We start from the raw sequence: 12,503 nt of genomic DNA, 5'->3' as shown, positions 1-12,503 counted from the left end.
ATCACACCTTTTTCAGCTGAGCATTTGCTACATATTCATTGAATAGACGCAATGATTCTGAATCTACTTGTCCAATTGGAGGGCTTTTGAATAAGAATGGGCAAACGTCATGTATGACACCGCTGTGATTCATGTCTTTAGCTGCTTTTGCTACACGCATTGCGTTAGCGATAACACCAGCTGAATTCGGAGAATCTTCTACTTGTAAACGAATTTCAAGCGAAATGTCTGAATCCAAAACGGAATTTCCTTCCAATCGCAAGAAGCAGACTTTATGATCTCCTAAGTAGCTGACATAGCCATTTGGACCTGCTGCCACTTCGCTGGCATCAATACCAGAGGCAAATAATGCTTTTCTCTTCGATTTTTGTTTACTCGTTGATCTCATTGGGTTGGCAAGGTTTAAAAAGTCTGTATTGCCTCCGACATTCAATTGGTACGTATTGGTAATGTCAATCCCTCGGGATTTTAATAGCTCAATTAACGCTGTATGCAGTGTTGTGGCACCTAAATGACTTCTTAAGTCATCTCCAAGGAGCGGGGTATCCGACTCTTCAAACATTTTGACAAATTCAGGATCATTTGCCACCGGTTCAGGTGTCGCATTAATAAAGGCAGTTTGCGCATGTGCACATGCCTCTGCGTATACTCGAACTGCTTCAAATGAACCCGTCGGTAAGAAGCAGACTAGTACATCTGCCTGAACGTCCTTTAATCTTTGCGTCACATCATGTGTGTTCATTTTTAATGAATGTTCATGCGGCTGAATGCAGTTGGACAAATCTCCTTCAAGACCATCACACAAAGGACCTGCTTCAACAGTTACTTGGAATAACGGGACATCTATATGTTTTACTGCAGCCGTTGGTTTAGTAAAAATAGCCTCTGATAAGTCTTTTCCTACTTTATTTTGATCTACTTCAAAAGCTGCAACAAATTCTACATCAGACAAGTGATAACCTCCAATGACATCATGCATAACACCGGAGAGCGTATCCATCTTTTCCTTTGCCAATTCTACAAATTGAACGATACTTGAAGCGCATGATCCTACTCCTGCAATTGCTACGCGAACTTTTGTCATTTTCATAACCCCTTTTTTTAGAATTTATAGAGCCAATTTTCGCTTTTGACGAGATTGAAAGATATACCATTCCCGATAACCTAATTCCTTCAGCACCTGTTTTACTTTCAGCCAATCATCTGCTACGCGGGCTGGCTGATGGGCATCTGAGCCAAACGTGACATCCACACCATAAAATTTGGCTCGCTCTAATAGATCCATTGATGGATACCAGCCGCCGCAGTCTTTTGTTTTGCCAGAGGTATTCACTTCAATGACAGAACCACTCTCCGCAATTGCTTTTAGTGCATCATCGACAGCTTCTGTTTTGAGATGAGCAATCTCTGGATAAAAACCTTTTAAGGCATCAATATGGCCTAAAACGTCGAACATTTGACTCTCAGCAGACATTTTAATCAACTGGTAATATGTGTCTTTTTCAATGATGGCTTGCTGCTCTGTGATTCGTTCCCACCGTTTCCGGTTAAATAGGTCGTATCCATTACTGACATGAACCGAGCCAATGATATAATCAAATGGATAATGTCGATACACGTCTCGGTAAAGGGCCTCGTGTTCTGGAAAATAGTCAGATTCAACACCTAACAGCACGTGAATTTTTCCGTCATATTCCCTTTTCAACTGCAGGACTTCCTCTATATATGATTGAAATTCACTTTTAGCCATCGCTACCCATGGTTTAAAGTGGTCAGCCTCTTCACCAAAGAAGGGAGAGTGATCCGAAATCCCAATAAAGTCCAGACCTAATTTCACAGCCTCATCGACATATTCTCTGATGTTCCCCTCCGCATGACCACAGCGTTGATGATGTGTGTGCAGATCAAATTTCATGCAATTTTTACTCCTCTACATGGCAGTATAGCCGCCGTCAACCATCAAATTTTCTCCTGTAATAAAACTCGCTTCATCTGAAAGAAGGAAGATGACAGCAGATGCGATCTCTTCTGGATCAGCGGTTCGTTTCAACATGTGCATCCCGCCAATATCAGGATGCTGATTTGCTTGCTCTCTTGTTAATCCAAGCTCTTCCAAATGGAACCGCTCGTTATTTTTGTTCCATACCGTACCTGGATTCACTGCATTTACACGAATACCTGCATCCGCCAAATCCATTGCCATGCACCGGGTCATGTTGACAACTGCTGCTTTTGTCGCGTTATATGTTAAATATTTCGGCTGGGCAATGTGGCCTGAAATGGAGGCAATATTTACAACCGATCCTTTTCCTATTTTCTCCATGTATGGCGCAGTGTGTTTCACACAAAGTGCTTGTCCCATAATATTCAAATCCATGATGCGCCGCCATTCTTCAACGGTTGCTTCAAGACCTCGCATGATAAAAACGGCTGCACAATTCACCAGCATGTCTATTTTTCCGAAATGATTGGCTGTTTTTTCGATCATTGAAACAATTGATGCTTCATCAGCAATATCAGCCTCTATAAACAAAACATCATATCCATTTGCTTTGAGCTGTTCTTCTGCTGACATTCCGTAATTTACATGGTGATCAGCAATGGCGACTTGTGCGCCTTCTTGTGCGGCTCGTTCTGCGACCGCATATCCAATCCCTTGAGCTCCGCCTGTCACAATAACCGTCTTTCCTTTCATACCTCGCATGTAGCTGCCTCCTCTTACCACTGAAGTCTTTGCCCGTCTCTCAACAATTCTCCTGTTGGTCCATCTCGGGGCAGCTGTGCCGCCCACACGATTCCTGATGCACCTTCCTGTGTGGTTTTAACAGCCTCTGATGTCCCCATATCCGTTTGTACCCAGCCAGGACACACTGCATTCGCAAGAATAGAATAGGGTGCCCCTTCTAAAGCGGTGACTTTTGTGAGAACATGCAGTGCCGCTTTTGACATCCGGTAGTAAGGACCGCTTTTTCCGTCACGCCTGACATCGTCTGAAGCGTAGATCGCCGAAAGCCTTCCCATACCGCTAGATACATTGACGATCCGTCCATATCCTCCCTGTTTCATGTAAGGGAAAACGGCCTTGGTCATTCTGACTGCACCATACACATTCACATTCATCGTTTCTTGAAGAGTCGATACCGGAAGATCTAGAAAAGATGGAAATGTGTGATCCTTTATGTTGTCATGAAAGACACCGGCATTATTAATGAGCACATCCACTCTGCCAAACGAATCTTTCATAAATTGCGAGAAACGTTCAACTGATTCTTCATTTGTTACATCCAGCTGAAATGGCACAACATGCTCAGCCATTTCAGACGCAGCTATTTTGGCACTTTCAAACTGCCGTGCAGTTAAAATAACCAGCATTCCACACTGCGCAAGCTGTCTGCACACTTCTTTGCCTATGCCCCTATTTCCACCAGTGACAACAGCGACCTTCATATTCTCATCTCCTTTTGGAGATACCAATCTTCCTTCAGCTGGTTCGATGCAGATTCTAGTGCTTCGAAAGACCAATCAATATACCAGTTTAATAGGTGAGGTGTATAGGTATGCAGCAGTGTTAAATACCGCTCTGTTGGAATATATAAAAGTCTGATAAACGCAGATATAGAACGCCATTCATATTCGGATAAATCATCTGCATATGCCTTTAAAAATTGAATCGTTTTCACAATATCTAGTTGAAACGTTCCTCTTTTGATTCTCGTTAATAAAAATGCAGATATGGCTGCATCATATATTCGTGGTCTAAAGCCTGCTGTATCAAAGTCAAGAACCATGGCAAGCTTTTTGTTACGAATTAACAGGTTGCCAGAATGAAAGTCACCATGTGTCACAGCATGAGGTAATGCTTCGTATATACTAGGGTTTAACAGCGTGATGATATTCATTAGTTCTCGATCATACACTTTGAGCAAAGCAGCAGCCTTTTTAGAAGAAACAACCTTTTTTAGTGCGTAAGCCGTCTTGCCGAGCGTTTCGTCCGGAGAAGCAATCCAGTTCTTCAATTCGCAGTTTGGATTCACAGGCCCTTTCGGTAAGTTCTTAAATGAATGAAGCTGTTTTAATACCCGAATGGCTTCTTGTTCATCTGAACGATTTCCCATTTCATATGGTCTTCCTTCAAAATAGGGCCGCAGCTGCCAAAAATGTTTTTTGAATAAAATGGTCTTACGATGGTCTTCTGTCTTCACCATAGGCTGGATCGGGAAATGATGATCAAGCAGAGCATCTGTTAAATCCTCTAAATACTTAAGCCACTCCGCATCATGATTTCTTGCACATTTTTTCAAGACAAAGCGGTTTTTGATCGTTTCTACAAGCCACCCTTCATTAGGGCTTCTTCCGTTTAAAGGTGTTAAACGAATCGGCTTTTCAGAAAACCAATATTTCAGGACATTATAAGCATCATCTAATGTCGTCATGTCCTCACCCCTTTTTCTCAAGGTTTTGGATTTTCATAAGCACCTGGTCTGCCTCGTCCCGCTTGTCTATGCGCAGGCATTTCACATGAGATTCTTCTTTTAATTTGTGAAAAAGCTTTTCGTTTTGATGAATCACCTCTGGATAGACTTGAAAGGCATATGAGAAAAATTGGAGCGCATTACCCATTCGCTCCTTATTTCCATTCCAAAGTTTCTCTCTTGTGATGAGCCGTTTGAATGTCCTTTTCATAAGGCGGGGGAATGTCTGTCTTCTCTTGACATCAAGCCAAATGATCGTATCAGCATATTCAGCCAATATGTGGTGAACAGATGAATATTGACCATCAACGACCCATTTCTTTTCTTTAACAATTTCATGGACACTATCGATAAACACCGTCTTATCTGTTTTTTTCCAATTCGCTTGCCAGAATAGGGCATCAAGTTCATAGTGAGGTAACGTTAACTCCTGCTTCAATTGATGTGCAAGGGTTGTTTTTCCAGATCCAGGTGGACCGACAATCCAAATTCGCTGGCTAGCTCCTTTATTGTTCAAGTTGTTCCCTCCGTTACAGAACACGTTCATGCTTTTGAATGTCGTTTCTCACTTTTACTAGCAAATCAAGTGCTTCATCCCAATTCAGGTTTTCTGTTAATTCAAATACAGGTGTTTCGCTTGAATGAATGGACACATCTTTACATAATAGATCTAATGCTTCCGGCGAAAAGCCATTTTCCTTTAACAGCTGGCCAAAAAGTGTATGTGCGGGAGTCAATCTTGTTTCAGGTGTACTAAAATAGTGAATCATTCCCGCCATTGCTTCTACAGGACCCGGTGACAGGTGAATGCCATTAAACCGGGTACACACGTTAGATAAACCAAACCGTTTTTGCTCCGACAGCAGCATGTGTTTAAAAGAACCCGTTTTTGCCTCTTTAGGATCCGTTGCACCGATAAAATCTTCTCTTAACTTCCTCATAGGCTGCTTTGAAAAACATTCAATGACGATAATAGACTTTGCAGGTGCAGTGAACCATTCTATTTGACAAGGGTGGAATGAATTGAGCAGAAGCATCTTTTCTCCATCCACCTCGGCCTCTATGGCATATGTGCCCGCACCCAGCTTGTCTACCTTAACGTTTCGGGTTAACAGCTCTAAACCATACGGCGTAAGCTCTTTGTACTTTTGTAAAAATTGATGGGCTCCATATATGAAATGTTCCTTCTTTTTAAACTCTGGGTATTTCATGGCGAGCATCTTTTTTGCTGCATCTGACACTTCACTCAGACCGTTTTTAGAAATTTTATTTAGCATCCCATATTGATTTTCAATGATTTTCTTTTCTTTCAAATATAAGGATGATATAACGCGCACGGCTCCTATTTCTACCTCACGATCATCTAATCGTTGGAGAAGTTCATCTAGTATTAAATCAAGCTGTACACCTTTATTGATACTTGTTAATTCAGGCTTTAGCATCAACAGAAGATGATGTTGATTCAATTGTTGTTGTTTTTCAATTTCATATGGATGAATGGTCACTGCCATAGGTTCTTTTGTATGAATACATGCTTGAACGGCTTCAATGACTCTTTTTTTCATCCTTTTTACCACATTGTCACGCCTTTAAAAATTAAATCTGTTGTCACATCGCCCATGGAATGAACCGCATTCATGACGAGGTCTTCAATTCTTTTTCTATCAACTTCATTTCCATCCCACTGCTGAATACGGACGGCAATTTCATCAGGGTTGTGGAGCGGTGCCTCTTTTGAAGTAAAGATATGCACTTCTGTTGGCTTTTGAATCGTTTCAAAAATTTGATCTGCCAACCGTTGTGCGAGCACCCCATATAATTTCCCTGTATGATCAAGCGGGTTTTTCCCAGCTGGCGCTTCAATACTCATAGACCGCATTGGGGTGATCAGTCCATTTAATCTATTTCCTCTTCCAACAACTCCTACATCGCCGGTATCTGCTACAGAACCTAGCGCTGTTAAGTACGGACGGCCATTGCGATCTGTTGCGTTAAGCATGAGATCAGGCGTGAGGCCTAACGTTTCATGAATATAGCGAGCGATTTGATCTTGACATTCCTTTTTGCGAGCAAAATACTCCTCAAGACTATGAATATCTTTAGCTAGAAATGGCATGTTTACAATGAGTTTGAAATCTTCATGACGTCTGCTTCCAAATATTTTTACATCCCAGCCGGTATCTGGATTGACCTTTTTAAATTCTGGTCCATTCACATAACGCTCTGTATAAAGGACCAGCTTCTCAAGACGGCTTAACGGAGCATGAGCATGCAGTAAGTTACAGTCGTTTGACACAAGCTTTGGATCACCGATTTCAATCATGTCCGTTTCAACCATCGGACGATATCGTGAATTTTTGCGGCCTGCCCCCTGATGATCGACGATTCGGCAGTCAATGACGAGATGTTCTTCAGGATCAAATCCTGTTGTCACCTCTGATAACACATCCTTTGCCGCATCGAAAAGAATCTTTTTAAGAGGAATGGGCTCATCCCCGTATGCGTATGCCCCTTTTCCAGCAAACACAACTTGATACGGTTTGACCATTGTCCCTTTCCCATACGTGACATCCGCATCTCCGCCAAGAAGCATGACTTTGTCAAACCAGTGGTGTGCCACTCTGCCGAAATGCTCCATGCAATATTGAGAATAGTATTGAGAAGCTCTTTCTGCTATGGCGTCACACATCGTATCTGGATGTCCTACACCTTTACGTTCCACAAGCTCATATGGAATTTGTTCTATATCTTGTCCATCACCTTTTAAAATATCAAGAATGGTTTTTTGAATTGTTTTCATTTTCTATCGCCCGCTCTCTTTTAAAATATAAAAATATTGATCGTTCATCTTAAAACAACATGAAACATTTGGTAATATATATATATTCTGTATGAAAGAGGTGTCTATTTTGATCAATGAATCGATCCTGCAGCGTCTGCAAGATACAACCACCGACATTAGAAAATTATTGGAGCAACATCAAATTCCCGGCTGTTCCATTTGTATTTCTCATGAAGATGAGCACATTTGGTCGTGGTATGAGGGCCTCGCTGATATTGAAAACAGCATCCCTGTTACAAAAGACACAACCTTTCGAATTGGTTCTGTGACTAAGCCTTTTACTGCAATGGTGATGATGAAATTGCGAGAGGAAGGATTCATTCAACTCGATGAACCCATTCATACTTACGAACCTTTGCTTTCTTCCATAAAAAGTCACTTACCTGAACCAATTCCACTCACTTTCCGAATGATTGCCTCTCATATCTCAGGCCTGCCCAAAGCACTCGACAAAGCCGTTCATTTACGAGAGATGACTCTAGCTCAGTGTATTGAAATACTCACTATTTTCACACCGCCTTGGTCTATCATCAATTATTCCAGTCTTGGCTACTCTATATTAAGTAAAGTGCTAGAAAAGGTGAGTCATATGCCATATAGAGAATTAGTGCATTCCCACATACTAAAACCGCTCGATTTGAAGCAAACCGGATTTATTGAAACAGCATCTACAGCCAAAGGGTATACAGTTTCTTCCCCTGGCCTGTCTGACGTATCCTATCCAAGTGCTGAAACACCTTCTTGGGAGGATGGTTCAAGCGGACTACTTTCCACAGCAGATGATCTGATTCAATTCATTCAAGCTCAATACGGTGAAAACAGCCTGCTTCATCAGCATTCGCTAAAAGAAATGCAAAGCCCCGTTATGGTTGAAGAAGATTTCAGCAGAGGTGCTGGTCTTTCATGGTTTTTGAGACCTTTTAACGGTTTCACCTTAGCTGAACATAGCGGAGAAATTAAAGGGTTCACCTCCTATATTGGATTCATTCCAAAGAAAAAATTAGGAGTTTGCATTCTCATGAACTCTGACGAAAGGCTCGCACGGCCAATTGCCGAAATGCTCTTTCAAATTTTGCTGCCAGCAGATCACGAGCAAATGAAAAAACGTGAAGACCGGCTCAAACGAATGTTTAGACAATCGTCTCTTTAAATCGAACTGACTTTTTTGTTTAACAGATCTGGAATTGCATCCTGCAGGTAACGCGGATCACCCTCTAAATAAAAGCATGGCATGTTAAACAAGTGATGGATAAGCTCAGATGCCTTTTGCCTCAGAAAGGTATCTGACACATGTCGAAGTCCGAGCCACCCTTTTAAATAGTCGGGATCTTCTGGTTCTCTTATATTTGCTGTCATAATTTCTTTTGCTCTTTGATCATCTTTTTTTACCGGCACAAGCCTAATCTCACCCGAACCTATTTTAAGTGAAGGAAAAATCACCATATCTACTTTCGTAGAGCTCCGAATCGTTGTTCCTGTCATTTCAGCAGCTTCTTTCGGTGTGATTTCAAATTTACAGCCGCTCGCCCATTTTTCTTTTGCCTCTTCCTCTGTTGATATGGCTTCATCCCATATTCTTTCATCTTGAGACCGGCTGAATTGTTTATTTTTCAGTTCCTGTATATTTGTTGTGGCTTGGACAGTTCCTACTCCAAGCGCCAAGCACATCGGCCATCCATACACAGTCAGTTCCTGATCTTCAAGCACTGAAATGGAACGATCGTTTGTGATAAAATCTGCTCCTCCATGATGCAAAAACTGCCACATAGTGGTTGACTTCCCGGCACCTTTATCGCCGATAATGAGCGCTCCTTTTTGGCCATCTTCAAAAGAAACAGCTGCTGCATGTGTAAAGCATCCACCTTGGTTTTCTAGTGTTCTAAGGGCAATTTCTCGGACGATTCGCAGTGGACAGCGTATTGCAGATTCATTATTGTTTTTTCCAATCACAGCATAACGCCCCTTATTGACCACCACACTGTGCGGCTCGTCACCTTCATGTGAGGCAAATAATACTTGGTCATCTAATTTTAATCGTTTGTAAGTAAACTTCCTTTTTGCAATAATGGTTTCGCCCTTTTGAAAGCAAGCACTGCGAACAGACTGTTCAAGCTCCGGATCAATAATAAACCTTATTTCAATCTGTGAAGGGATATCCCCCTCGCGGCGATCCAATTCTTTTGGGATATAATGTTCAATATCTTCAATCGCCTGCAATTCCATTGATAGAATATGAAAATGAATACCTGCAAACACAAATGACTTTTCAAAAGGAAAATCGTTCTTAGGCTTTTCAAAAAGCGCTTTTATATCCATATAGAATCCTCCTCTTCAATTTGCTATTGCCTTTCAGGAAATAGCTGTATGGCTGGTTCCTCTTCAAGTTCATCGCGATTATCTAAGCTGAAAAAACGCTCAATAAAAGATTTTTTCCATATTTTCAAAGAACCGAAATCATTCTCTCCATAAGCTTCTAAGAAGGATTGGTCACTCATGTCTAGCTGCTTCAATTGATCGATATAGTTCGTTTGATACAATAAATCTAAAAACGTAAACGTGTAAAAAAGTGCTTTCTCGGCCCCTAATTCCTTCGCTCTTACTTGCAAAGCATGCCAATCAAGCTGATTTTGCTCTTCAACAAACATGACGTACTCCCTTACATCACAAAACTTGATCAAATTAAGATCTGCATGTAAGTAGACATACTGTACATTTGTTGCCTCCTTATATAGATGGAAAGCAAGATGGATAAGAAAATCTAATGGCTGGAGCAAATGGACATCTGTTTGAAAAAAGTGCTTTTCTTCAGCAGCATCCAGCAAGGCATTTGTTGCTTCGTAGTTTTTTTTCAGCTCAACATCATAAGAGAAATCGACTCGGTGTACCTTCAAAAAATCTTCTCCGCTCCGTTTAATATGTGAATAAAGATTCCCGGCATTCATTCTCCACATCATTTCTTCTTCTCTTTCAATCGGTATTTCCTGATCGGCAGCCCAGTCATATTTCCCGATGATAAACCCTTCTTTCTTGAGCAATGATGAGGCACTTTTCCGGTCATCTGGATGAATTAAGAAATCAAGGTCTGACATCATTCGCAGTCCATAATCTTTGTACACAAGCGGGGTTAAAATGACGCCTTTAAGGGGGACCGCTTTCAGCTTCGCATTTCGGAATGTTTGTAACAGACGCTTGAATTCTTTGAATCTCTCCACATTTTTTTGACGATTCCCTATATAGTGATAGTGAAGCAAAAATTTGTATGTTGTCGTAATGCTCTTTTCATCATCAAGGCGAATTAAATGAGGTGTCATCAGCTGAAGCACCTTATGTCTTGATGCCAGTCCAATTAATTTAGGCATATCAATGCCATCTTTCAATAGAGCTCTAATAGACTCTTCTTCTTGTTCATTTAATTGAATACGTGAGCTAAGTAATAACAGTCTCTGCTCATTTGAGAGAGTGGATTGATCCAAAACAGCTCGCATGTTTGACTACTCCTTCCCGTAAAACGATTGAAATCTAGTGATAAATCGAGAGCGCTTTCCTTTTCGATTGACTGGCATGTCCAAATCATCAGTTAGTGTATGAAACAATTGATCTGCCTCATATGCTTTTTCACTGTCATATTCAATTTCCAGTTCATAATCTGTGATGCCAAGATAGCTGCTTTGATCCAAATCCACTTTGATGCCTTCCTCAATGTGAAAGGTTGTTCGCTCAGTGACCAATAGCCCTAACATTTCTGGCTGTTGAGTACCTGTAATCGGTAAAGACGTCATGATGTCTTGTAGATCTAGTTTTCGCGGTAACTCCTCAATAGGTAATGACGTTTCTTCTCTTACTCTTTTATAGCCAGATGTTTGACTGGGGCGTTTGATTTCAAGTGTTAGTTTCCCGCTGATTTGACGGATACGTACGGTATAACCAAATCGTTTTAATAGAAAATCTGGGGTGTCGTAATAGTAATTGAAATTAAGTATATAAGTAGGGCTATAACTTTGAATGAACATGTCGTATATGTGCTGAAAATCTGTTTGTGACAACAAATATTTATATTCCTGCTCAACCATGACTCACCTCCAAAAAGTCTTACACGACAATGTCGGATTGTTCAAGAAGCTCTTGAATGAGGACAGTACCTTTCTCTAAAGAAGTAAATGCCTGCTTTAATGAATAACAAGGCACCTTTTCCGCTAGTGCGTTAAGAAATGGTTCTAGCTCTTCGGGTGTCGGCAATGTGAAAAACGGTAATAAGAATTCATTATGTCTTCCAGGATTAATGACTGCATGCTCGTTCAGACGTTCCGCTGCTTCATGCGATGTCATTTTCGATAGTTCTGCACCAGTTTGCCCGTGAGGTAAAAATTCAGGAAACACAATCACATCGATTTTTCCCATTGTTTTGACTTCACGTGCAAACCATTTTTCTAGCTCCTCTGGATATACAAAATGATAGCTTTTATCATCCTCGTTAAAAGGGTGACTTGATGTTTGGAGTCTGTATGGGGTACCAAGCTTTTCAATGGCTTCAAACGAATCTTTCCGAATGCTCATAGATCTAGGCCAGCCAGTTCCCGTGTACTCGGTGTTCGTATATGAAACACCTATATCATCGTTTGTGATATACCGGGCATCGGTTAATGATAATAAGGATAAGATGGTGGACGTTTTCCCTGCCCTTGATCCGCCTACTAGGGCAATTCCCTTTTGGTTCATCTCCATCATGCCCCCATGCAAATAGATGAGTCCATCCTGATAACACAAAAGGCGGAGCAAAACTCTAATTAACCGTAGAGCATGCTGGGCTGCCCATCTGACATCTTTTGGTTCATCTATCACAATGACTTTTTTCTCTCCGTGATACAGGTAGCGGCAGCGGGGTTCCATCTTCGTTTGGTAAAAGACTTCTTCAAGCGGTATTTCTTTTTGAATTTCTTGTGCATATTCACTGGTTAAAATTGTCCAAACGTCTCCTTCATGTCTTTCTGTTAATTTGCTGCAATCAATATAGGGATGTACTTTACTTATGACTAAATTCTGAATTGATTCATCTGCACCTAATACGACAAGAACATCATTTTTTTGATAGCTTACATATGACAATGAATGCCACCCCTTATGATAGATTTATAAAAACAATTGCATTTTTTTCCTTCATCAACCAAAATGTAACATATATCAATCTGTTA

13 protein-coding genes are annotated in these 12,503 nt (G+C 41.0%); 1 reads left to right on the top strand and 12 read right to left on the bottom strand.

What is annotated here, in order from left to right; all coding sequences use genetic code 11:
- Position 1 precedes the first annotated feature (1 nt).
- Genes ACN6NB_RS08035 through ACN6NB_RS08000 form a run of 8 tightly spaced genes read right to left on the bottom strand, consistent with a single transcriptional unit; the run spans position 2 to position 7,272 of the window.
- Positions 2-1,084, bottom strand: a complete 1,083-nt coding sequence (locus tag ACN6NB_RS08035; protein WP_474253308.1) for an inositol-3-phosphate synthase — start codon at positions 1,082-1,084, stop codon at positions 2-4.
- Positions 1,085-1,108: 24 nt separating this feature from the next.
- On the bottom strand, positions 1,109-1,915 hold the full coding sequence (locus ACN6NB_RS08030) for a histidinol-phosphatase (protein ID WP_474253307.1): 807 nt from the start codon (positions 1,913-1,915) through the stop codon (positions 1,109-1,111).
- A 15-nt stretch (positions 1,916-1,930) separates the two neighbouring features.
- The gene (locus tag ACN6NB_RS08025) at positions 1,931-2,704 is read right to left on the bottom strand and encodes an SDR family NAD(P)-dependent oxidoreductase (protein ID WP_041084821.1); all 774 of its coding nucleotides are present in this window, start codon (positions 2,702-2,704) and stop codon (positions 1,931-1,933) included.
- A gap of 14 nt (positions 2,705-2,718) precedes the next feature.
- Complete coding sequence (locus ACN6NB_RS08020; RefSeq protein ID WP_041084822.1) at positions 2,719-3,447, bottom strand: SDR family NAD(P)-dependent oxidoreductase; 729 nt, start codon at positions 3,445-3,447, stop codon at positions 2,719-2,721.
- Positions 3,444-4,433, bottom strand: a complete 990-nt coding sequence (locus tag ACN6NB_RS08015) for a phosphotransferase enzyme family protein (RefSeq protein ID WP_474253306.1) — start codon at positions 4,431-4,433, stop codon at positions 3,444-3,446. The genes ACN6NB_RS08020 and ACN6NB_RS08015 overlap by 4 nt, the downstream gene beginning before the upstream one ends.
- A 4-nt stretch (positions 4,434-4,437) precedes the next feature.
- Entirely contained in the window at positions 4,438-4,989 is a 552-nt protein-coding gene (locus ACN6NB_RS08010; protein ID WP_052468184.1) for an AAA family ATPase, read from the bottom strand.
- 13 nt (positions 4,990-5,002) lie between these two features.
- The gene (locus ACN6NB_RS08005) at positions 5,003-6,037 is read right to left on the bottom strand and encodes a hypothetical protein (RefSeq protein ID WP_474253305.1); all 1,035 of its coding nucleotides are present in this window, start codon (positions 6,035-6,037) and stop codon (positions 5,003-5,005) included.
- Between the two features lie 5 nt (positions 6,038-6,042).
- Positions 6,043-7,272, bottom strand: a complete 1,230-nt coding sequence (locus ACN6NB_RS08000; RefSeq protein WP_052468186.1) for a methionine adenosyltransferase — start codon at positions 7,270-7,272, stop codon at positions 6,043-6,045.
- A 109-nt stretch (positions 7,273-7,381) separates the two neighbouring features.
- On the opposite strand from ACN6NB_RS08000, the gene ACN6NB_RS07995 reads away from it, so the two are divergent.
- Complete coding sequence (locus ACN6NB_RS07995; RefSeq protein WP_474253304.1) at positions 7,382-8,464, top strand: serine hydrolase domain-containing protein; 1,083 nt, start codon at positions 7,382-7,384, stop codon at positions 8,462-8,464.
- On the opposite strand, the gene ACN6NB_RS07990 is transcribed toward ACN6NB_RS07995, so the two are convergent.
- From ACN6NB_RS07990 to ACN6NB_RS07975, 4 genes are read right to left on the bottom strand one after another with little or no spacing between them, the layout of a single operon-like run.
- A complete protein-coding gene (locus tag ACN6NB_RS07990; protein WP_474253303.1) occupies positions 8,461-9,630 on the bottom strand; it encodes a hypothetical protein in 1,170 nt (389 codons plus the stop codon). The two genes, ACN6NB_RS07995 and ACN6NB_RS07990, sit on opposite strands and share 4 nt — an antisense overlap.
- 23 nt (positions 9,631-9,653) lie before the next feature.
- Positions 9,654-10,799, bottom strand: coding sequence for a nucleotidyltransferase family protein (locus ACN6NB_RS07985; RefSeq protein WP_474253302.1), 1,146 nt, complete (start codon positions 10,797-10,799; stop codon positions 9,654-9,656).
- Between the two features lie 6 nt (positions 10,800-10,805).
- Entirely contained in the window at positions 10,806-11,384 is a 579-nt protein-coding gene (locus ACN6NB_RS07980; protein ID WP_474253301.1) for a CYTH domain-containing protein, read from the bottom strand.
- Positions 11,385-11,403: 19 nt separating this feature from the next.
- Positions 11,404-12,417: a hypothetical protein gene (locus ACN6NB_RS07975; protein ID WP_058837684.1), complete on the bottom strand. Its 1,014-nt coding sequence runs from the start codon at positions 12,415-12,417 to the stop codon at positions 11,404-11,406.
- Positions 12,418-12,503 lie beyond the last annotated feature (86 nt).

The sequence above is a fragment of the Bacillus sp. 11B20 genome, assembly GCF_056098985.1.
This window is presented reverse-complemented; position numbering and strand designations above follow the sequence as displayed.